The 22,344-nt window shown below is 53.6% G+C and carries 19 protein-coding genes; 9 read left to right on the top strand and 10 right to left on the bottom strand.

The window, feature by feature from the left end; all coding sequences use genetic code 11:
* The first annotated feature begins 29 nt into the window (after nt 1-29).
* From asnS to EJQ19_RS07015, 3 genes are all read left to right on the top strand, one after another.
* On the top strand, nt 30-1,319 hold the full coding sequence (gene asnS, locus EJQ19_RS07025) for an asparagine--tRNA ligase (protein WP_126140493.1): 1,290 nt from the start codon (nt 30-32) through the stop codon (nt 1,317-1,319).
* A 100-nt stretch (nt 1,320-1,419) separates the two neighbouring features.
* A complete protein-coding gene (locus EJQ19_RS07020; protein WP_241242782.1) occupies nt 1,420-2,103 on the top strand; it encodes a DnaD domain-containing protein in 684 nt (227 codons plus the stop codon).
* A complete protein-coding gene (locus EJQ19_RS07015) occupies nt 2,075-2,290 on the top strand; it encodes a hypothetical protein (RefSeq protein WP_126140492.1) in 216 nt (71 codons plus the stop codon). The genes EJQ19_RS07020 and EJQ19_RS07015 overlap by 29 nt, the downstream gene beginning before the upstream one ends.
* A 769-nt stretch (nt 2,291-3,059) precedes the next feature.
* Here EJQ19_RS07015 and mtnB read toward each other — a convergent pair.
* The 8 genes from mtnB to EJQ19_RS06975 all read right to left on the bottom strand — a co-directional run bounded on the left by mtnB (nt 3,060) and on the right by EJQ19_RS06975 (nt 12,196).
* On the bottom strand, nt 3,060-3,695 hold the full coding sequence (gene mtnB / locus EJQ19_RS07010) for a methylthioribulose 1-phosphate dehydratase (RefSeq protein WP_126140491.1): 636 nt from the start codon (nt 3,693-3,695) through the stop codon (nt 3,060-3,062).
* Nucleotides 3,692-4,354, bottom strand: a complete 663-nt coding sequence (locus tag EJQ19_RS07005; protein ID WP_126140490.1) for a 2-hydroxy-3-keto-5-methylthiopentenyl-1-phosphate phosphatase — start codon at nt 4,352-4,354, stop codon at nt 3,692-3,694. Before EJQ19_RS07005 ends, mtnB begins: the two co-directional genes overlap by 4 nt.
* On the bottom strand, nt 4,351-5,619 hold the full coding sequence (locus tag EJQ19_RS07000; protein WP_126140489.1) for a 2,3-diketo-5-methylthiopentyl-1-phosphate enolase: 1,269 nt from the start codon (nt 5,617-5,619) through the stop codon (nt 4,351-4,353). The genes EJQ19_RS07005 and EJQ19_RS07000 overlap by 4 nt, the downstream gene beginning before the upstream one ends.
* A gap of 18 nt (nt 5,620-5,637) precedes the next feature.
* Entirely contained in the window at nt 5,638-6,507 is an 870-nt protein-coding gene (gene proC, locus EJQ19_RS06995) for a pyrroline-5-carboxylate reductase (protein ID WP_126140488.1), read from the bottom strand.
* A gap of 27 nt (nt 6,508-6,534) precedes the next feature.
* Nucleotides 6,535-7,782 carry a glutamate-5-semialdehyde dehydrogenase gene (locus tag EJQ19_RS06990; RefSeq protein ID WP_126140487.1) on the bottom strand — a complete coding sequence of 416 codons (1,248 nt, stop codon included), beginning with the start codon at nt 7,780-7,782 and terminating at the stop codon, nt 6,535-6,537.
* A complete protein-coding gene (locus tag EJQ19_RS06985; protein WP_126140486.1) occupies nt 7,779-9,506 on the bottom strand; it encodes a proline--tRNA ligase in 1,728 nt (575 codons plus the stop codon). The genes EJQ19_RS06990 and EJQ19_RS06985 overlap by 4 nt, the downstream gene beginning before the upstream one ends.
* Complete coding sequence (gene proB, locus EJQ19_RS06980) at nt 9,503-10,603, bottom strand: glutamate 5-kinase (protein ID WP_126140485.1); 1,101 nt, start codon at nt 10,601-10,603, stop codon at nt 9,503-9,505. The genes EJQ19_RS06985 and proB overlap by 4 nt, the downstream gene beginning before the upstream one ends.
* A 390-nt stretch (nt 10,604-10,993) precedes the next feature.
* Nucleotides 10,994-12,196 carry a pyridoxal phosphate-dependent aminotransferase gene (locus tag EJQ19_RS06975; RefSeq protein WP_277600928.1) on the bottom strand — a complete coding sequence of 401 codons (1,203 nt, stop codon included), beginning with the start codon at nt 12,194-12,196 and terminating at the stop codon, nt 10,994-10,996.
* 152 nt (nt 12,197-12,348) lie between these two features.
* Here EJQ19_RS06975 and EJQ19_RS06970 point away from each other — a divergent pair, with 152 nt between their 5' ends.
* A complete protein-coding gene (locus EJQ19_RS06970) occupies nt 12,349-12,873 on the top strand; it encodes a DUF1572 family protein (RefSeq protein WP_420901663.1) in 525 nt (174 codons plus the stop codon).
* Nucleotides 12,874-12,976: 103 nt separating this feature from the next.
* Here EJQ19_RS06970 and EJQ19_RS06965 read toward each other — a convergent pair whose 3' ends face one another.
* Nucleotides 12,977-14,074 carry an SGNH/GDSL hydrolase family protein gene (locus EJQ19_RS06965; protein ID WP_241242781.1) on the bottom strand — a complete coding sequence of 366 codons (1,098 nt, stop codon included), beginning with the start codon at nt 14,072-14,074 and terminating at the stop codon, nt 12,977-12,979.
* Nucleotides 14,075-14,197: 123 nt separating this feature from the next.
* Nucleotides 14,198-14,989 carry an AraC family transcriptional regulator gene (locus EJQ19_RS06960; RefSeq protein WP_126140483.1) on the bottom strand — a complete coding sequence of 264 codons (792 nt, stop codon included), beginning with the start codon at nt 14,987-14,989 and terminating at the stop codon, nt 14,198-14,200.
* Between the two features lie 150 nt (nt 14,990-15,139).
* On the opposite strand from EJQ19_RS06960, the gene EJQ19_RS06955 reads away from it, so the two are divergent.
* The 5 genes from EJQ19_RS06955 to EJQ19_RS06935 all read left to right on the top strand — a co-directional run bounded on the left by EJQ19_RS06955 (nt 15,140) and on the right by EJQ19_RS06935 (nt 22,318).
* Nucleotides 15,140-16,954, top strand: coding sequence for a sensor histidine kinase (locus tag EJQ19_RS06955; protein ID WP_126140482.1), 1,815 nt, complete (start codon nt 15,140-15,142; stop codon nt 16,952-16,954).
* A complete protein-coding gene (locus EJQ19_RS06950; RefSeq protein WP_126140481.1) occupies nt 16,951-18,618 on the top strand; it encodes a response regulator transcription factor in 1,668 nt (555 codons plus the stop codon). Before EJQ19_RS06955 ends, EJQ19_RS06950 begins: the two co-directional genes overlap by 4 nt.
* Nucleotides 18,619-18,746: 128 nt before the next feature.
* Nucleotides 18,747-20,444, top strand: coding sequence for a type 2 periplasmic-binding domain-containing protein (locus tag EJQ19_RS06945; protein ID WP_126140480.1), 1,698 nt, complete (start codon nt 18,747-18,749; stop codon nt 20,442-20,444).
* Between the two features lie 75 nt (nt 20,445-20,519).
* On the top strand, nt 20,520-21,419 hold the full coding sequence (locus EJQ19_RS06940) for an ABC transporter permease (protein ID WP_126140479.1): 900 nt from the start codon (nt 20,520-20,522) through the stop codon (nt 21,417-21,419).
* A 14-nt stretch (nt 21,420-21,433) separates the two neighbouring features.
* On the top strand, nt 21,434-22,318 hold the full coding sequence (locus EJQ19_RS06935; protein WP_126140478.1) for a carbohydrate ABC transporter permease: 885 nt from the start codon (nt 21,434-21,436) through the stop codon (nt 22,316-22,318).
* The last annotated feature ends 26 nt before the right edge of the window (nt 22,319-22,344 follow it).

Below are 22,344 nucleotides of genomic sequence, written 5' to 3'. Positions count from 1 at the left end.
AGGTTAAGTTTGAAGGAGGTAGCACGCGCATGAAATCTACAATCAACGAGGTCAAACATCATGTCGGCGAATCGGTGACAATCGGCTGCTGGCTCAATAAGAAACGGTCGAGCGGTAAAATCCAGTTTTTACAGCTTAGAGACGGTTCCGGATACATACAAGGTGTCGTCGTGAAGAGTGATGTCAGCGAGGAGGCTTGGGAAGCCGCTTCCAAATTGACACAGGAAAGCTCTTTGTACGTGACGGGGACAGTGAAAGAGGACACGCGAAGTAAAGGCGGTTTTGAACTGGATGTCACCGGTGTTGAGATTATTCAGCTTACGGAGGAGTACCCGATTACACCGAAGGAGCATGGGGTTGACTTCCTGATGGATAACCGTCACCTATGGATTCGTTCCCCGCGCCAGCGCGCGGTGCTTGTGATCCGGGCGCAAATTATCCAGGCGGTGCAGCAGTTTTTTAATGAGCGCGGTTTTCAGCTGGTGGATCCGCCAATTCTAACGCCGTCTTCGTGTGAGGGGACGACAAATTTGTTCCACACGAAGTATTTTGATGAGGATGCGTTCCTGACGCAGAGCGGGCAGCTGTACATGGAAGCGGCGGCGATGGCTTTAGGCCGGGTGTATTCCTTCGGTCCGACGTTCCGTGCAGAGAAATCGAAAACGCGCCGCCATTTGATCGAATTCTGGATGATTGAGCCGGAAATGGCGTTCGTGAACCATGAAGAGAACCTGGAGGTTCAGGAGCAGTTTGTCTCGCACATCGTGCAGACGGTGCTGGCGAACTGCAAGGCGGAGTTGGAGACGCTGGAGCGGGATACCTCGAAGCTGGAGAAGATCCAGGGACGCTTTCCTCGGATTACGTATGATGAAGCGGTTGATTTTCTGCAAAAGAACGGGCATGAGTTCGCATGGGGCGAAGATTTCGGCGCTCCGCATGAGACGGCGATTGCCGCCCAATATGAGACGCCGGTGTTCATTACGCATTGGCCGACGGAGATTAAAGCCTTTTACATGAAGCCCGATCCTTCCCGTCCGGAAGTCGTGCTGTGTGCGGATATGATCGCACCGGAGGGGTATGGCGAGATTATCGGCGGCAGCCAGCGGATCGACGATCCGGAGCTGATGGAGCAGCGGTTCCAGGAGCATTCCTTGTCGAAGGAAGCGTATCAGTGGTACCTGGATTTGAGGAAATACGGCACGGTGCCGCATTCCGGCTTCGGGCTTGGCCTGGAGCGCACAGTCGCGTGGATTTGCGGGTTGGATCACGTGCGGGAGACGATCCCGTTCCCTCGCTTGCTGTATCGTTTGTACCCTTAATTGGGCGGGCTCTCTGGATGTTGGCAGGGAGTCCTTGTCTTCTGTGGCGGGTGCCGTGGCGTGATAAGGTGACTGTGAGAGAAGAAAGGGGGAGCAGCGGTTGAGCGGTACTTTAAATTTGCAGCAAAAAGCCGAAGCGATTCTGCTAAGCAGCCTGGAGGAGGGGACGGTGTCCGTTCCCTCGCTGCTGCTCAAACACTATCGCGGGATGCAGCTGAGCGAGATCGACGTGATGACGCTCATCCATTTGATCGGGTTCGTGGATAAAGAGAAGAAGAGCTTCCCGACGATTGAGGAAATTCAAGCGCGCATGTCGGCGGCGCCCGAATTGGTAATCGCCAGCTTGCAAAAGCTGATCCACGAACGCTTCATCGCCATCGACGAAAAGACGGACGAGGCCACGCGGCTGATCAGTGAAGAGTATAACCTGAAGCCGCTCTACCTCAAGCTGGCGAAGCGGGTGGCCGAGCAGCAGCTCAAAGAGCTGGCCGCGATTCGGCCGTCTGCGCCGTTTGAGGACAAGACGGCGCGGAACATTTTTACCGCGTTCGAGAGCGAATTTGCGCGGCCGTTGACACCGATGGAGCTGGAGACCATCTCCAATTGGCTGGACAGGGATCAGTACAAGGAAGAACTTATTCTCTCGGCGCTGAAAGAGGCCGTATTTGCCGGCAAAGTGCATTTCCGGTACATTGACCGGATCTTGCTTGATTGGAGCCGCAATCGCGTTTCTACGCCGGATCAGGCGAAGGAGTATGCGCAGCGGTTCCGGCAGTCGCGGTAGGGGCGTGGAGGACGGCGAGAAGCAGGAGAATAGAGAAGATACCGAGGACGTCGAGGACGCCACCTCCCCGCATGGAGCGGGGGAGTGGCGTTTTTTTGTGGGCTGGGAGCCAAGTGCGAGTCAAGGACAAGCGCAGACCCAGATTCAGACCCCGCAGACCCAGACCCAAATTCAGACGCAGGCCTAGACCCTAGACCGAGACTCAGACTGAGACCCAGGCTCAGGCCGTATACAGATCAGCCGCAGCACCCTCTCCCCCGAATTTCGAGAGTTGGATGGGAAGGGGGAGACTGCTTCAGACCAGTTAAGATGTTGTGCGTGTCCATGAACTGGAAAACCTCCAGCTTATTTCTTTGGGAAACTGCTCACGTGCCAGCTGAACTGGAAAAGCTCCAGTTTATTTCAGTGGTTTTAGAGAGAATCGCTGCCAAGAGGGCTAATATACTGTAGGAATTCCATTTCAACACCCCGATTTGGGTGAAAACATAAAAATATACTGGAGAAATTCCAGTTCGCTTGAGGAGCAGTGTAGGTGTGGGCAGCTAGCACGGCGGCGACTAAGTGGTGATTTCTTTATGCGGTTTGGGCCTAAACTAACGACATCTCGGGGAAGGAGCGGCTAGGGAGGTGAGTAGAAAAGAGTAGCATGTTAGTGGAGAAAGGCAAGCGGAGAAACGGTTAGTCGTGACGGATGGTGAGGTGAGTGGAGTAAAGTAGCATGTTTGTGGAGAAAGGCAAGCGGGGAACGGTTAATCGTGACGGCTGGTGGTTGAGGTGAATTGGAGTAGAGTAGCATGTTTGTGGAGAAAGGCAAGTGGAGAAACGGTTAATCGTGACGACTGGTGGATGAGGTTATCGTGAGGTGAGACGTAAGCTCGATCTGAGCGAAAGGGATACTTCCCAAAAAGCAAAACTTGCCCGACCCGATCAACCGGGTCGAGCGCCTTACACAACCGCTACTTCTTCAACAAATGCAGCCGATACACATACTCAAACAAGAACTCGAACGCCTCCAGGTGGCGTTTCGCTTCGAACGCGTTCGCGCCCCAGGCGTAGATGCCGTGCTTGCGCAGCACGATGCCGGGAATGCGAGGCACAAGCGCGCCCTCGACGAGCTCGGCGATACGCGGGATTTCCGCGTAGTTCGGCAGGATCGGAATCTCGATCTGTGCTTCCTCTTCCCAAATGTTGAAGCCTTTGATAAGCTCCACACCGTCAACCGGGATGGAGCCGCGCTCCGCGTACAGTTCGGACGCCAGGTTGTTGAACACCGTATGTACGTGGAAAATGGCGCCTGCGCCGGTTAAGCGATAGATTTCGCTGTGAATCAGCGTTTCGGCAGACGGCTTGAGGCTTGTCGCTTCGACCGCAACACCTTTTTCGTTCACAAGCAGAAAGTCTTCCGGTGTAGACACGGATTTGTCTTTGCCGCTGGACGTAATTGCAAACGTGAACGCCCCCGGTTCAAAATCACCCACCCGCACGGACAAGTTGCCGCTTGTCGCCGGGAACCAACCTCGTGCCGCGAGGTTCGCTTTAATGTCGCGCAGTTCCGCATACGCACGCTGTTTATCTTCCAATCGAATCGTCATAGGACCGGTTCAGCCTCCAATTGCTTCATAATGTCGAAGAAGGTATCAAAAGCATAGTACGGATACCCCAGTTGTTCACATCGGTCGATTAAATGCGATCGGGCAAAAATCGTATCAACAAGCTTGGCACCTTCAAAATCCGTTATGCTGTCTCCAATAATAATGCGTTCGTAGCGTTCAGCGTCGTACGAGCGGATGATGCTGGTTTTGCACATGCCGCAATCGTTCGTGCATTGGTCGTCGCACGCGTTCGGCCACAAAATTTCAATCGTGTTCCCCTCGAAGGAGGAGGCGTTACAGTAAATATGCTCGCGAGGGATGTCAAACGCCGCCAGCAGCGGATAAATAAAGAAATCGATGCCGCCGGAGGTGATCAGCAGCTTGATGCCCTGTTCGCGGCAGTAGGCCACAAATTCTTTGAAGCCGTCGCGAATGACCGCGTTCCCAATGGCATAATCGACGACTTCCTTCTTCCTGGCTGTAGGCAGCAGAGCGAACATCGCGCCGACACCTTCGCGAATCGAGACGCGCTGCGCGATGACGTCATCTACAATTTTATCCCAGCCTTCAGGCTTAAAATGTTTCATAATCGCCACGATATTATCGTTCACCGTAATGGTGCCGTCAAAATCGCAAAAAATGATGCGTTCCTTGCTCATTCTTTAATCCCCCAAGTATCGATAGCTGCTTTTAATTCTGGATGTGTTTGGGCATAGTCTCGCAAATGAACGCCTTGCAGCGTTGCGTCAATCGCTTGACGGAACGCATGACCGCCGGCGATTGTCCCCATCGGATGACCGTGGATGCCGCCGCCTGCGTTGACGATCACGTCAGTTCCGAAATCGCGCAAAATTAACGGAACAATCCCCGGATGAATGCCTGCGGACGGTACCGGGAAGCTCGTTGCCAGCTTCAAAGAAGCGTCAGCCTCCGCTTGATAACTGTAATCATTACGCAAATCTTGTGTCAAAAGCACCTGCTTAATGGCGAGATTCTCTTCCTTCGGCATGACGACCGACCCGTAAGGGGAAGGGAAGAGCACAAGATCCGCGCCGGCGATACGCATCAATTTGCCCAAAAGCACGGATGCGGCAATGCCGTAATGCGGCGACGGATAGGTGGCGCCAGCCATGGCCGGGTGCGCCATGATCGGCACGTTAATGGCCGGATCGGTGCTGAGCTCGTGCAGCACATCGAAGCCGTAGGCCAGCACGTTAAACAGCAGAGCGTTCGCGCCTTCGCTGATCGCACGTTTCGCACGGGCAGCGAGCTGCGAAGTCGGTCCCGTCAAATTAACTGCGTAGAGCAGCTTCTGGCCGGTTTCTTTCGATGCTTGCTCGGCGGCCTCGAGGCAGACGGCAATGCGTTTTTCCATCGGTGTCAGCGGGTTCTCGAACAAGATCTCGTCATCCTTGATGAGATCAACGCCGCCAGCGGCTTGCAGATAAAACTGCTCACGCAGAGCCGGAAGCTCGTAACCCACGACGGATTTGAAAATGCTCATGAGCAGCGGACGATCATGCACGCCAAGCAGGTCGCGCACGCCCTGAAGGCCAAATTTCGGACCCGGGAAGCCCGCGAGGAAGTCGGTAGAGAATTTGAGATCGATGAGCTTGATTTTGCCGTCCATGGACAGCTTGCCGAACACAGTCACGAGCAGTGCTGGTATGTCACGGCTAAAATTGACGTCAGGATACGCGATCGTAATGTCCGCATACCGACCCGACAGCGATTCGCCCGCAGCGGGCTCGTGTACGTCAACGGAGACCACTTTGCCCAGGTGCTTCTCCATACTTGCTTTTTGCGCTTCCGGAAGCTCTGTCCAGGAACCGACCGTCAGTCCGACGGCGATGCCCTGCGCTTTTTTATGAAAATCGGCCTTCTCGTCGAAGCTCCGATACGTTGCCAAACAATAGGCGCTCATGGTCTATCTTCACCTGCTTTATACGGATTTGCCGGCCGTACTGGCCGCGGCGATTTGCTCGCCCATTTCTTTGGAGCGTTCGGCGGAACGGTTGACCGCCTGGATGATGCCTTCGCGGAACTGGAAACGGTCGAGCGCTTCAATCGCAGCTGCCGTCGCACCGTTCGGCGAAGTGACCTTGCGGCGCAGCTCAGCCGGTTCCTCGTTCGTATGCTGCACCATATGGGCAGCGCCGAGCACCGTTTGCAGTGTGAGCTGCTTCGCATCCTCGAGGGAAAGGCCGCCGTCGATGCCGGCTTGGGTCATCGCTTCCATAAAATAGTACACATAAGCCGGGCCGCTGCCGGAAACGCCGGTAACGATCTCCAGTTTGTCTTCGTCTACGACGCTCACGATGCCGACCGCTTCAAACATTTGAATAGCCAGTCCCCGATACGTCTCATTTACATTGGACGAAAAGCTCATGCCCGTTGCGCCTAAGCCGATTGTGGAAGACGTATTCGGCATCGTACGGACGATACCCATATGGGTATCCAGCAAAGCTTCTGTTTTTGCAATGGACAGGCCAGCGATCACGGAGACGAGAAGCTGATTCTCGCGCAGCTGCGAACGAAGCTCGGCAAAAGAGGATTCCACGTCTTTCGGCTTCATGCACAGCACGACGATGTCGGCGCCGGCGAGGTAGTTTTCTTTCGTTTGCGGATCGGAGGAGGCGTTCAGCCCATATTCCGAACGCAGGTAAGCCAAGCGGTCTTGGTTGGACCGGTTCATCATGTAGATGTTGCCTGGCTGCGCAACTTCGGTCTGAATCAGGCCGCGCACGATCGCTTCGGCCATGGAGCCTGCGCCGACGAAGGCGATTTTGGCTTGAGAGAGTTGTAAAGACATAGGGCTACCTCCTTTAAGTTGTGATTATTATTCGCGAATTTGGCCGCTGCCATAAACGCGGTATTTGGTTGAGGTGAGAGCCGGCAGCCCCATTGGACCGCGAGCGTGCAGTTTCTGAGTGGAAATGCCGATTTCCGCGCCGAAGCCGAATTCAAAACCGTCCGTGAAACGAGTGGAGGCGTTGTGATACACGGCAGCCGCATCGACTTCCTGCAGGAATCTTTCGGCGTTCGCCGCATTTTCGGTGACGATGCATTCGGAATGCATGGTGCCGTACATGCGGATGTGATCTAGCGCTTCATCCAAGCCAGACACGACTTTGACCGCTAAAATGTAGTCGCCGTACTCCGTGCCCCAATCACTATCGACGGCTTCGTTCATGCTTGGCACGAGGGCCAGAGCACCGCTATCGCCTCGCAATTCAACATGGGCCGCCCGGAAAGCCTCGGCAATGGCAGGCAGATGCTTCTCTGCAAAAGCTTCATGCACGAGCAATGTTTCCATGCTGTTGCAGACGGAAGGCCGCTGCGCTTTTGCATTGATCGCAATACGGATGGCCATTTCCAGATCAGCACTTTCATCTATAAAAGTATGACATACCCCTGCGCCCGTTTCAATGACCGGGACGGAAGCGTTATTGACAACATTTTGAATAAGCGAGTGTCCGCCGCGTGGGATCAGCACGTCGATCAGCCCGTTCAGCTTGAGCATTTCATCGACGGAGCTGCGGTCGGCATTCAAAATCAATTGCAGCGCATCCGCAGGAATCGCGGAACGCTCCAGGGCGCCATGCAGCACTTCCACGATTTTCTCGTTGGAGTGCAGGGCAGCGGACCCGCCGCGCAATACGACGGCGTTGCCGGTTTTGAGGCAGAGGCCAGCCGCATCAACCGTTACGTTCGGACGCGCTTCATAAATAATGCCGATGACGCCGAGCGGCACGCGAATTTTGTGGATACGCAGCCCATTTGGACGATCGAACGTTTCGAGGGTGTCACCAACAGGGTCTGGGAGCTCCACGATCTGGCGCAGCCCTTCGGCAATCGCCGCAATGCGGGATTCGTTCAGCATGAGGCGGTCGAGCAGGGAAGCGCTCGTGCCGAGCTCGCGGCCGCGCTGCAAATCTTTGGCGTTCGCGGCAATGATTGCCGCAGATTCTGTGACAAGGGCATCTGCCATTAGCAGCAGCGCCTCGTTTTTTTGCTCGGTTGTCAAGTTGCCCATCGACCCGGCGGCCACTTTGGCGAGTTTGGATTTTTGTACGACTTCACTCATAGGGAGTCCTCCTGATTGAGATGTGATTGGCAATATGCCACGATTTGTTCAAAAGAAAGCTCGATTTGCTCACCGCTGCGCCGGTTTTTGCATTCGACGATGCGGTCTACGGCTTTTTTACCGACGGTTAAGCGAAGCGGCATGCCGAGCAGGTCGGCATCTTTGAATTTGACGCCGGGACGTTCGTCGCGATCGTCCCAAAGGACGGAAATGCCGGCTTGCCTCAGCCGGTTGTACAGCTCTTCCGAGAGCGCCATCGCTTCGGCATTTTGCGTTTGCACCGTGAGCAAATGCACGCCGTATGGCGCGATCGAGGCCGGCCAGACGATGCCGTGCTCGTCGTGGTTTTGCTCGACGACTGCGGCCAGCACGCGGGAGACGCCGATGCCGTAGCAGCCCATGATGAACGGCTGCACATCGCTTTTTTCGTCCGTGAAGGTTGCGCCGAGCTGCGCGCTATATTTGGTGCCGAGCTTGAAAACGTGGCCAAGCTCGATGCCTCTCGCGAAGGCGAGCGTCTCGCCGCAGCGGTGGCAGTTCTCGCCTTCGCTGACGTTGCGAAGGTCGTGGTAAGCGACGTCTGCAAGATCGCGTAAAGCGTCAACCCCGGTGTAATGATAATCGGCGACGTTTGCGCCAATGACCGCGCCGGTCAGGCCTTGAATCGAAGCATCGGCGATGATGCGCACTTGCGCTTGCGCTAGGCCGAGCGGTCCGATAAAGCCGGGTACAGAGCCGATGCGACGAATTTCTTCGTCGGAGAGCATCGCAACGTCAGAAGCGCCTAACGCGTTCTTAACTTTAATTTCATTGAGCTCGAGATCGCCTCGGAGCAGCGCGATGACTGGAGCGCCATCGACGCTGAGCGCGATCGATTTGATGATGCGGCTCGCCGGCATGTTCAAAAATTGGCTGAGCTGCTTGATGGTCGTGATTTGCGGCGTGTTGACGGATATCGGTGCCAACGAATCAGCGCCGTTGTCCGTCACCGTTTCCGCCTGCGGCAGCACACCAACCGCTTTCTCCAAGTTTGCGGCATAGTGGCACGCCGGACAATGGACGATTGTGTCCTCGCCGATGTCGGCGAGCGCCATAAATTCATGCGTATCCGTACCGCCGATGGCGCCGGAATCCGCTTCAACCGCCCGGAACGTCAGTCCGCAGCGGGCAAAAATCCGCGTATACGCGTCATACATCGCCTGATAGCTGCTGTCCAGCCCTTCCGCCGAGCGGTCGAACGAGTACGCGTCTTTCATGAGAAACTCGCGTCCCCGCAAGAGGCCGAAGCGAGGTCTGCGTTCGTCCCGGTACTTCGTCTGGATTTGGTAGAGCGTGACGGGCAGCTTTTTATAGGAAGAAATTTCATCCCGGACAATGGTTGTAATGACTTCTTCATGCGTAGCGCCGAGGGCAAAATCCCGCCCATGTCGGTCGGAGAGCCGCATCAGCTCGGGGCCGTACACGTCCCAACGGCCGGATGCCTGCCAAAGCTCGGCAGGGTGCAGCGCGGGCATCAGCATCTCTTGCGCGCCGGCCCGATCCATTTCTTCGCGGATGATGCGCTCGATATTGTGCAGGGCTTGCAAGCCGAGCGGCAGATAAGAATAGATGCCGCTCGATAGCTGGCGGATCAAACCTGCGCGCAGCATCAGGCGATGGCTCGCCACTTCCGCGTCGCTTGGCACATCCCGCAGTGTTGGATTCAGTAATCGCTGTTGTCTCATGTTAATGGCACCCACTCATCCCGGTGGATCACTTCAATGCGCGTGACCTCGACCCGTTTTTGCACTTCGTCGGTCGAGAGACCGGCTGCCGCTTGCACTTGCCAAGCGGCGTAATTCACAACACCCCGGCCCAGGAGCGACCCTTCGCTCGAGACCACTTCGACGACGTCGCCGGGGTGGAAGTCGCCTGTAGCGCCCGTGATGCCGGCCGGGAGCAGGCTCTTGCCGCCGTGGACCAGCGCCGATTCGGCGCCGGCATCCACGAGGATTTGCCCTTGGGGCAGCGAGTGGAAGCCGACCCATTGCTTCTTGACCGGCAGATTGTTCAGCGCCGTGTCAAAATACGTTCCCTTGCCGGTACCGTCAACGGCATGGGCCAGGTCATCGGGCTCGACAACGCGCCCGATGAAGACCGGCACGCCCCCGCGCATCGCGATGCGGGCGGCCTCGACCTTGGAGCGCATGCCGCCGGTGCCGACCGCGCTCCCGGAGCCCCCAGCGAACGCGAAAAGCTCGTCGCTGATGGCGTCGACGCGCTCGATGCGCTGCGCGTTCGCGTTTTTGCGTGGATCGTCCGTGTACAGGCCGTCCATATCGGTAATGATGATCAATTTGCTCGCTTTGACCAAATTGCCGACCAGCGCCGACAACGTGTCGTTGTCGCCGAATTTGAGCTCATCCACCGAGACCGTGTCGTTCTCGTTGATGATCGGCACGACGCCGCGCTGCAGCAGCTCGTCGATCGTCATCAGCGCGTTCTGCACGCGCTTGCGGTTGGAGAAGTCGTACCGTGTGAGCAGAATTTGCGCCACGGACATGCCGTGGGACGCAAACGCTTCATGGTACGCCTGCATCAGGAGCGCCTGGCCGACCGCTGCTGCGGCCTGCTTCTCGTGCAGCACCTTGGGCCGCGTGCGGTAGCCCAGGGAGGTGAAGCCTGCGGCGACGGCGCCGGAGGTGACGAGCAGCACTTGGTTGCCCGCTTTCTGGAGCTGCGCCAGCTCCGACGCGAAAAACCGTATTTTATCGGGATTCAGGCCACCCGTATCTGAAGTTAAAGAGGAAGAGCCGATTTTGACGACGATTCTGTAGGACACTGTTTCCCATTCCTTTCGTTTGACTATGTAAGTGAATAAAAAAAGACTCCCGTCCTCACACATAAGGACGAAAGTCTGTTGCTTCCGCGGTACCACCTTAATTTGGCACAAAACAAGTCTGTAGACATGGCTGTACCCAACTCAAGCTCCCTTGGTAACAGTAGGGCACTGTTCAACTCTTCGTTGACGGTTCAGGGGCGGGTTCGGAACGGTTCACGGCAAGCTCTCTCAGTCGGTGGAGCTTACTCCCTGGCTACGTGCGGCGCGGTCCTACTATTCCCATCATAACAATGGCGATATGGAAGAATTCGCATTCTTCATTTGGATTCTTATAAGAATAGCACGCGGTTCAAGCCTTTGTAAAGCAGCAAGGGCCTGTATGACGCGCGATCAGCCAAATAAATTCAGCCTGCCGATGCGCTGAACCGCTTCTTCCAGGCGGGCTTCCGGCGATAGCAGGCCGAGGCGCACATAACCTTCGCCGTGTTCCCCGAACCCGACGCCCGGCGCTACGACAACCTTGGCTTCCTGCAGCAGCAGGTCGGCAAGGCTTTGCGAGGTGTGGCCTTTCGGCACCGGCAGCCAAGAGAAGAAGGAGCCTTGGGAGGGCTTCGCCTCCCAGCCGATCGTTTTCAGTGCAGCGTAAAGCGCGTTGCGGCGGCTCTCGTAGACGTCGCGCAGCTCGGTGACGCAGTCCTGCGACGCGGTCAGTGCCGTCGCTGCGGCGACTTGAATGCCGCCGAACAACGAGCAGTAGTAGTGATCCTGAATCAAATTGATCAGGCGGACGACTTCTTTGTTGCCTAGCGCAAAGCCGACGCGCCAGCCGGCCATGTTATACGTTTTGGACAACGTATAGAATTCGACGCAGACTTCCTTCGCGCCAGGGATGGAGAGGAAGGAGATTGGCTTTTGCCCGTCAAAACCAATCGCGCCGTAGGCGAAATCGCTTGCGACCACGACGCCGTTCTTTTGCGCAAACGATACCGTCTCTTCATAAAAAGATGCCGGAGCCGTCGCTCCCGTTGGGTTGTTCGGATAGTTGATAAACATGAGCTTCGCCCGGTCGAGGTCAGACTGCTTGAGCTGGCTGTAGTCCGGCAGGAAGCCGTTCTCTTCGCGAAGCGGCATAAACGCCATCTCGGCACCGCTCAGCGCGACGCCGGACCAGTAATCGGGATAACCGGGATCGGGCACGAGGCACACATCGCCGGGATTGAGCAGGCACTGCGCGATTTCGATGAGCCCTGTTTTGCCCCCGAACAAAATCGCCACTTCCGTATCTGGATCCAGATCGACGTTATGATCTTCCTTATAGCGCTGCGCGACGGCTTGCTTCAGGAATGGAAATCCGGTAAACGGCGGATATTTGTGGTAAAGCGGGTTCGCCGAAGCTTCCTGCATGGCGGATACGATATGGGGAGGCGTCGGACGGTCGGGATTTCCTTGGCCCAGATTGATGACGTCATGGCCTGCGGCAATTTGCTCGTTGGCTTTTTTGACGAGGGTTGCAAAAAATTGAGTCGGCAGCCCCTTCATCCGCTGGGCAGGCTCGATCGCAAAAGCGCTGGGTACGTTGGTTAAGTTAGACACAGTTTAATTCACACTCCGAAGGTCGGGATTTTTTCGATAGTCTAAATGTAACATGATTAAAGTTTTTTTCATAGTAGATGAAAAGATTCGATTTCACATCTTTTTCTTCCAGCGCTACAATAAGGACAATAAGGGAAAAGGGAGAGATGACGGTGCCGAATCAGACGAGCGTTGCCGAAGTGTTTTTGCAGGAATCGATACGTGCTTTTCAGAGTATGAAAAAGCTGGGGGATAAGTCCTTTGCGCAGACGGACGAGGCGTTTTTCGGCCAACCGCTCGACCCGGAGTCGAATTCGCTGGTGGTGCTGATCAAGCATATGCACGGCAATATGCGCTCGCGCTGGACGGACTTCCTGACCTCGGACGGAGAAAAGCCTGACCGGGAGCGGGACGGCGAGTTTGAAGGCGACCAGGCAAGCAAGGCGGCATTGCTGGCGCTGTGGGAGGAAGGATGGAAGATTCTATTCGACACGCTCCATTCCCTAACGGAAGAGGATGTGCTGCGCGAGGTGACGATTCGCGGGGAAAAGCATACCGTCATCCAGGCGATTCAGCGCCAGGTATCGCATTACGGCTACCACGTCGGGCAAATTGTGTTCCTCTGTAAGCATTGGTCGTCTCAAGACTGGCAGACGTTGAGTATTGCGAGAGGGCAGTCGAAGGCGTTCAAGCCGTAAGGCGTAGAGGCGGCTTTGAAGAACGATGCAGCTTTTCAAGTTTGGAATGAGCCCTACCCTTTATTTCAGGTGGGCTCTTTTTTTCGTTCTTGAAGTCCAATTTTCAATATTGGAGGAGCTTTGCCAACACCGGCCGGAGCCTATCAGCCATATGTTTATAGCCCAGATCGGAAGGATGAATCCCGTCCGCGGTACATTCCTGATAGTCTTCACCGAGAAGTTCAGCGCCGTCACAGAAGTGAAGATGGGCATCGCCTTCTTGCCGAAGACACTCCACGATGCCGCGCTGAAGTTCTTTGCGGGCTTCGCGGCGTAAACGGAGCTCCTCGTCAAACGCTTCCCTTGCAAAACGAATTTGCGAAATGACAAGAATGGGCACCTGCGGGTGCACATTACGATAAATGCGGATGAAGGTCGGCAGCGACTCAGCCAAATGCTCAGTACTCGGCGTATTTCCTTCGTAATCGAGCACGAGCAGGGCAGGGTCGCTAATTTGACTGATGAGGTGAGCCAGTTCGGGCTCCCCCTGCGCGTTCCCTGAGAAACCGAGACTGACGAACTCGAGTGGAAACGCCCGGCTTAATTGATTCGGATAGGCCATGCCCGGTCGGGAGGCACAAGCGCCGTGCGTAATGGAGGTGCCATAGAGCAGCACCTTTTTATTCGAGGCGAAGCCGTCGAATGCTGTCACCGCGGCTTCAGGCGCAATTCCGATCCACAGCTCCTTGACACCTTGGTAGAGAGGGAGGTTCAATGTAACTTCCCGCATTTCCTGCGAAAAAGCTTCGAAGAGGACACTCTCATATTCCGTTTGCGTTAGTTCGAAACGCGTGGTGTTCACGTATTTCTGTTTTCCCATGGGGCCGATATAACAATCTACGCCGCATTGAACGGTCGCAGGCATCTGATACATAGTCGCTTTGTCGGCAAGTATGATGCGAACAGCCAGCTTCGTAGAGTCGGTTTTAAATCGAACCTGAACACCCGTTGGAAAGTTGGCAAGACGATCGACTTCCGAACGAATAGGGTGACTGGGACGTAGAGGCAGCCTCCGATAGAGACCATCCTGCGCAAGCCAGGGAAGGCCGGTTATAAGAAAAGGAGAGGTAAGCGGGGAGTACCACTCCCACTGATCATACCGGGGGACTTCGGGTTGCAAATTCTTGTCAATCGGGAGAGTGGCCTTGTCGTTTTTTTCCACAATCGATTCCTCCAGGTCCATGAATAGGTTGCACGCTAATTCCTCTTCATTGTAGGAAATGCGCGCAGGGGAAACAATGAACGCTGGGATGGTTTTTGGAGCTCTGCTACGATTCATGGTGGTTTATTGCCACACCTTCAGCCGCTCCTTGACATAGGCGGAGGGCATAGTGCCGGTTACTTTTTTGAATACTTTATTAAAATAGGACTGCTCGCAAAATCCGAGATAATCCGAAATTTCTCCTACGCTCATCTGAGAGCCGGTTAAGAGATCGCATGCGGCGGCGATTCGAATATGTTGAATATATGTCGTGATCGTCTGACCTGTCGTTTCACGGAAAACGGTGCTGATATAGTTGGGCGTTCGTCCCACATAATCAGCCAGTTGATTCATATCAATCGATTCACGATAGTGATACAAAATGTAATCTTTAATCTGCATAGTAATTCCGTGAGCTTTGGGATGTGTGATGGATCCGGCATGATTGGCTTCCTCACTTAGGATCGCGATAATTTCCAGCAATACACTGTGGCACAAGGTGTGGGTGAATGTGGACTTTTGAAGCCAGTACTGCGTAAGAGAAGAGAAGCGCTGCCGGATGTAATCAAAGTTGTGAGGTCTAGTGAGCAGGCACGCTGGCCGAACAAGAACGGGCAGCCCTTCACCGGTTCCCGCATATTTAAAGTGCGCGACATACATATCGTGTGCTTGCTTCGTGTGGTTGAGTGCGCTGCGAATTTCCCCCTCCGGCACGAATAGAAGATCCCCTTTTTTCAGAATAAAAGATTGATCCCCGACCGCGTAAGTGATTTCGCCACTCGTTATGAGCAGCAGGATATGATTATTGGCTGCCGCACGAGGGACATGCCAGTCCGGCTCGCAGTGTTCAAAATAAATCGCGATTGGCGCTATCATGATGGCGTCCTCCTTCTAGTTACCGTTACAGGAAGTCTAGCTGATTATATCAAAATCGTAGCCTGCCTCCAATAATCGTTGTTGAAATCATAGCCCCGGTTTTCCCGCATTCCTTTATAATAAAAAGAAAAGAAAGATGCGGGTGAATCTGTGCGAAACGGATGGGTCAATCGACGATTCTCGATTCTAAGCAAATTGATTGTAACATTCCTCATCGTCATCTCGCCGATGTATGTTGTCGGTACGCGTATCAACGATTGGGGATCCACGCTAGTACGTAAAGAAATTTTCAAATCGCTCCAGTTCCAGCTCCTCTTCTACCGAACGTCGCTTGAAAACGAAATTGATCGCTTGCAACGCCTACAGCGCGAGTATGTGAACGATGAGGATTTAGAATCGCTCAGCATTACGAGCCAAAGCTTGACCGAGTATCAGAAGCTAACTGCCATCAAGCGGTTTCAAGCCAGGTTGAACGTCATGATGCAATCTAGCCTCTACGTGGCGAAAGCAAGTGCGTATATTCCACCGATTGGCAAAACGATTTCGACGGACGAATTGTCCGGCAATCTGCTTCCGGACAAACTGCAGCAGTTGAAGCAAGACGCAGCGATTCCGCATCGCGGGCTCTTTTATCACGAGGGGGAGAAAGTGCTGCTTCGCGAATATTACCCGAGAACGCAAGTAACCGAGGGACGAGATCCGATGTTTGTGCTGGAGCTTGAGTTGTCTATTCCGAAAATGAAGGAATACTTATCCCAAATGTCCGATAGCAAGCAGGCAGGTGCGGCGATTATTCATCCGGATTGGGCAATCGTGAGCACAAGCAACGAGGAAGCCTATGCTTCCATCAGCGGCCCCTTGCGCGAGCAATCGCTGCGACTGGAGGAAGCGGGAACGATCAGTGCTCCAGCTGAGATGAAAACCGTCTCGATCGACAAGCAGCCCTATTTAACGGTTTCAGCGTATTCGCCTGTGCTTGGGGTTACGCTGCTGGCGTTTGTTCCCGAACATGCGGTAATGGGCGCCCTGGATCGGTATCGGTTATATATGTGGCTGATTACCCTTGTCGCGATCGTAGTCGTCGTCCTCTTCTCGCTCTATATGTACCGCTTAATTCACAGACCGCTTCAAAAACTGATCCGCGCTTTCCGTAAGGTGGAGTCCGGAGATCTGCAAGTGGCACTCGTCTCGAAGAGCAGCGATGAATTCCACGACTTGTATGACCAGTTCAATTATATGGTGACCCATCTCAATAAGCTCGTATTTGAAGTCTATGAACAAAAAATTCGCGTGCAGCAATCGGAGCTGAAGCAGCTTCAATCGCAGATTAATCCGCACTTTTTGTATAACAGCTTCTATCTGATCTATCGAATGACAAAGGCGCATGATTTCGACAATTCCACGCGGTTCTCCAAATACTTAGGCGATTATTTCCAATATGTGACACGAAACGGAGAAAGTGAGGTTCCTTTAGAGGCGGAGGTGAGGCATGTTCGGGCGCTTTGCGAAATTCAAACGATTCGGTTCGCTGGCCATATTACGTTTGCGATCGAAGAGATGGAGGAAGCGCTGAAGACGATCAGCGTGCCTCGGCTCATTCTGCAGCCGCTGGTTGAGAACGCCTACCAACACGGCTTCGAGCGAGGGCATGAGAACCGGCATATGGCTATTCGGTTCACAACCATTGTACAAGATTACGGAAGCCCACTGCTGCTCATTAACGTCGAAGATAATGGCAAGGGAATGACAGCTGAAGACATGGCACGTTGGCAGGACTGGCTGAATGATAAAGGGCAACCGACGGAAATAACGGGGGTACTGAATGTGCACAGAAGGCTCCGGCTTAAATACGGGGATTTGGCGGGCGTTCGCATCGAAGCGAGGCCTGGCGGCGGTCTTATTGTGTCGATCGTGCTTCCGTTACCCGCAGCCGCCGATGAAGAAACAGGGAGGGAACAGAGATGATTCGACTCATGCTGGTGGATGATGAACCGCTTGCCGTCAATTATTTGGCGGATGCTCTGTTGGAGCTGGAAGTCTTTGAAGTTGAAATTGTAAAGGCCTACTCGGCGCTGGAAGCACTTCAAAAACTGGGGGAGGGGAAAGTCGATATCCTCCTCACGGATATTCGGATGCCGGGGATGAGCGGCATGGAGCTTGCGGATCATGTCCGTGGACAATGGCCTCGCTGCCGCATCATCTTCTTGACGGGCTATGATGATTTCGGTTACGCCCAATCGGCCATCCGTAAGGGTGGAATTGACTATATCCTCAAAACAGAAGGCGATGAAGCTATCATCCGTGCGATTCACCTCGCGCTTGACGACATTGCCAAAGAGCTTGACCGTGAAGACATCCTAAAGAAGTCTCGCGAACAGCTTCATGTGGCCGTGCCATCGCTGCAGCGTGATTATTTACTACAGCTCGCACAAGGGGAGGTTGACGCATTCGATGTGCGCATTCGGCGATTTGCGGAGCTAAATATTGGCCTCGACGCGGGACTTCCGGTGCAGATCGCACTGGGGCGTATCGACGAGTGGGGCTCCTTTGTCCTGCCGGGTGACAAGGCACTGCTCTACTATTCCGTTCAAAATATTGCCGAAGAATACTTGCAGATGACGTTGAATTTTACGGCGTTTCCCTATGATCGCGGCAGGTTCGTTTGGTTGGTGCAAAGCCGGGTTGCTGGAGAGGGGGGCCCCGAGGAAGAGCAACTGGGCAAACGGCTTGTGGGTCACTTTGAGTTGATTCAGAACGCGACAAAAAGCTTGCTCAAGGTCCCCATCTCCCTGATCCTCGCCGCTGCGCCATGCAGGTGGGAAGATGTGCCCGCACGCGTGGAAAGTCTCAAGATTCAGCTGGCTGGCGGAGCTAGTAACGGTCAGGAAATATTAATGAGCGAGCTTCCCGAGGCCGGCGGTGAGGAACGAAGATCGAGCCGAGACTTTTTTGCCGAGAACGATCTGAGAGCATATCTTCGCAACCTCGATTTGCTGGAAACGTATCTCGACAACGGCGAGAGGGAAGCGTGTCGCAGCTTGTTTGCCGAACTGGACGCCAAAGCGTCTGCGCTGTCGACCGGTCAGGAAGGAGACTTCCTGCGGCTGGAGCTTGTGTCCAATCTGACCACTTTTTTAATTACCTACGTAAATAAACGGCGATTAGCCTCTCTGGTGAGCACGGCGTTTCGTTTGGAGGCGTTAATTGGGTTGCCGGTTCATGCCGATCTAAGCTCGACGGTACGTCAGCTAGCCGCGCTTGCCGAGTCGCTTGCCGAGTATAACGGACAGAAGCGGGCGGAACGGACGACGGATATGATCGGACGAATCCAACATTATGTAAACAAATTCCTGAACGAGGAGCTGTCCTTGACGAAGTTATCCGAGCTTGTCCACCTCAGTCCTCCGTATTTGTCACGCATGTATAAGCAGGAAACGGGCCAAGGGCTGCTGGAGTACATAACCGAAGTGAGAATGATTAGGAGCAAGCAGCTGCTCAGGACAACCGATCATAAAGTTCAAGAGATTGCTGCACTTGTCGGTATTGATTCCGCTGCCTATTTTACGAGGCTCTTCAAGAAGGAAACGGGGGCGACTCCCCAGGAATACCGGGAGTCTGCTGCAAAGTAGTCGTTCACCTTAAAGTAGTTAAAAAAAGTCAATCGTCGCAAGAATGTCCCGTTTCGAACGCCGCCAGCATGACTCTATAATAAAGACGTACCACACAAGGTTTATTCGCCAAATAGGGGGAAACGGAAATGAATAAGGGAAGTAAAAAAGTTGGGGCGGCATCCGTAGGGGCACTTCTCGCTTTATCGCTCCTCGCAAGCGCCTGTGGGAAATCAGAAGATCAGCCTGCTGCATCAAGCAGTGCACCGTCAAGCCCATCTTCTTCGCCGGCGGCAAGTGTTAAGCCGCTGAGCAAATACAGCCCGCCGATCGAGGTGTCCACCGTCCGAGCTGTCGATGCCACCTTTAAATACGCAGAGGGCGATTCGATTGACAGCAACATTTGGACGAAGATTTTTGAGAACGATTACGGCATCAAAGTTAAAAATGTGTGGTCAGTCGACGCTTCCCAGTATCATCAGAAGCTCAACGTTTCGGTCGCATCCGGAGATATTCCAGATTTTCTTGAAGTCAATAAAGAAGAGATGAAACGGCTTGCAGATGCTGACATGCTGGAAGATCTCACGAAAGTATGGGATCAAACGGCTTCACCTTACTTGAAAAACGTCCTCAACCAGGACGGCAGTGTAGGGTTCAAAGCGGCAACGATCGGCGGCAAGCTGCTCGGCATTCCTAGAACCTATTCGAACGGCGGCATCAGCACAGCACCGATGCTCTATGTGCGAACCGACTGGTTGCAAAAGCTGAACCTGCCAGAGCCGAAAACGATGGACGACGTGTTCAAAATAGCAACGGCATTTGCCAAACAGGATCCGGATGGCAACGGGAAGGCAGACACGATCGGTCTTGCGCTGAACAAGGATTTTATGGATGGGGGGCACGGCTCACTCAACGGATTTTTTAACGGCTATCATGCTTACGTCGATCAGTTCATCAAGGATGCAGGAGGCAAACTCGTCTACAGCTCCGTTCAGAAAGAGATGAAAGAGCCGCTCAAAAAGCTGCAGGAGCTGTATAAGGATGGCGTGCTTGACAAGGAGTTCGGTGTGAAGCCGCAGGCGAAAATTCAGGAAGATGTGGCAGCCGGACGTGTAGGGCTGGCCTTCGGAACCGTTGCTGACGGAGGATATATTCAGAAAGAAAACCATACCAAGGATCCGAAGGCGCAGTGGAAAGCGTATCCACTTCTCTCGATTGATGCGAAGGCAGCCAATCCCCAGCTTGCGGATACAGCCAGCACGTTCTATGTGGTGAAAAAAGGCTCGAAGCATCCCGAAGCCGTCGTCCAGTTGGCTAACATTTATGTAAATCGCTTTTACGAAACATCGTATGCCCCGAATCCGAATCCGTTTATTACGGATAGCAAAACGGGCATTTTCCCGGGCAAATATGCGCCGGTCGTGATCGATCCGCTGAATACCAACCTCGAAGCGTTCCGTAAAGTACAGGAGGCGTTCAAGAAAGGCGATGGAAGCAAGCTAGATTTTCCAGCCAGCATTCATTTTGATCGGATGACGAAATTTAAAGCAGGTGATGATACGATGTGGTTCGCCAATATGGTCATGGGCGCTGATGGTACCTACAGTGTTATTGATAAATACGATCAGGCGAAAACCGGTCAATATAATCTGTTCCTTGGTTCCGCTACCCCGGCGATGTCGGAAAAATTGCCTACCCTTAAGAAGAAAGTATACGAGACGTATACGAAAATTATTATGGGAGATGCTTCCATCGACGAGTTTGACAAATTCGCTGACGAGTTTAAGAAGCTGGGCGGCGATGCAATTGAGAAAGAAGTGAACGACTGGTACAGCAAGAACAAATAGGAAACATTTAAGGGCGGAGCTTAAGCTCTGCCCTTTGTGTCTTAATCATGAAATACGGAGTGGAGGGAAGACAGAATGAAGGGCAGAAACTGGAGAATCCAGCTCCCACTACATATCATGTTGATTCCAGGATTGGCTGCGATCTTGATATTTAGTTACTATCCGATGGCAGGAGCGGTCATCGCATTTCAGAAGTTTATTCCAACGAAAGGCTTGTTTCATTCGAAATGGATTGGCTTGGACAATTTTCGTTATGTTCTTGAGCTTCCAGATTTTTACCAGGTGCTGTGGAATACGATTTATATTGCCGTGATGAAAATTATCGCAGGGCTCCTTGTACCGATTGTTATTGCGCTATTGTTGAACGAGGTTCGCAAGGAAGCGATGAAACGGTTCATACAGACACTCGTGTATTTGCCGCACTTTCTATCCTGGGTCATTTTGAGCGGGATTCTGATCGATGTACTCTCACCGAAAACGGGGATCGTGAACGCCGGACTTCGGGGACTTGGCCTTGAGCCGATTTTTTTCCTGGGCGACAACCGCTGGTTTCCGTTCACGCTGGTCATCTCGAATGAGTGGAAAGAATTTGGGTTCAGCACGATTGTTTATTTAGCGGCCATCCTTGGGATTAATCCAGCTCTGTACGAAGCTGCGAAAGTGGATGGAGCAGGCCGCTGGAAGCAGACGCTTCACATTACGCTGCCTGGCATGGCGCCGATTATTGTGCTGCTAGCTACGCTCAGCATTGGGAACGTACTGAATGCCGGCTTCGAACAGGTATTTAATCTATATAGTCCCGTCGTTTACCAGAGCGGGGACATCATCGATACATTCGTATATCGAATCGGCATGATCGATGCGCAGTATGGGGTTGCCACAGCGGTGGGGCTGTTTAAATCACTGGTGTCGCTCATCCTCATCTCGACTTCGTATTTTCTAGCCTACCGATTTGCCAACTACCGCATCTTTTAAAAGGAGGACGCGTGATGCTCGAATCTGCATCCTGGCCGAGAAAACTATTCGTCATTTCGAACTACACGGTTCTTTTAGGTGTATCCATCCTGTGCATTTTGCCGCTTATCCACCTGTTGTCGCTATCGCTGAGCTCAAACAACGCTGTGGCCGCAGGTGAGGTGAGATTTTGGCCGGTTGAATTCACCTGGAAATCGTATGATTTTATTTTGAGCAGACCGGAATTTATGAAATCTTTCTACGTCACCCTTCAGCGGGTTGCGCTCGGCGTGACGCTGAATATGGTCTTGACAATCATGATTGCGTACCCGCTCTCCAAAGAAGGGCGCTCGCTGAAAGGGCGAACGGTCTATGTGTGGCTATTCGTGTTCACGATGCTGTTTAGCGGTGGCATTATTCCGCTTTACATGACGATCCGCTCACTCGGACTGCTTGATTCGGTCTGGGCACTCGTGCTGCACAATGCAGTGCCGGTATTCAACGTCGTGATCCTGCTTAATTTCTTCCGCGGTTTGCCGAAAGAGCTGGAGGAAGCCGCCCTGATGGACGGCGCCGGCCATTGGCGCATTCTGTGGGGCATTTATGTGCCGTTGTCGACCCCTTCTTTAGCGACACTTACGCTATTTGCGATTGTCTCGCATTGGAACGCCTGGTTTGACGGCATTCTGTTCATGAATTCGCCGGTGCATTATCCGCTGCAAAGTTATTTGTACACGGTCGTGGTCGGTCTCGACACGCTGGTCAAGAGCAATATTGATCTGGAGGTGATTGCGCTTGTGTCGGATAGAACCGCACGCGCAGCGCAAATCTTTCTAGGGGCGTTGCCGATCTTGATTGTGTATCCATTTTTGCAGCGGTATTTTACGAAAGGGATTGTGCTGGGCAGTGTGAAGGAGTAGAAATGACACGGTCAAGAAGGAGGTGA

It is taken from the genome of Paenibacillus whitsoniae (assembly GCF_003955665.1).
GTDB lineage: Bacteria > Bacillota > Bacilli > Paenibacillales > NBRC-103111 > Paenibacillus_E > Paenibacillus_E whitsoniae.
The sequence above is the reverse complement of the archived record's forward strand: the minus strand, read 5'-3'. Positions and strand labels throughout refer to the sequence as shown.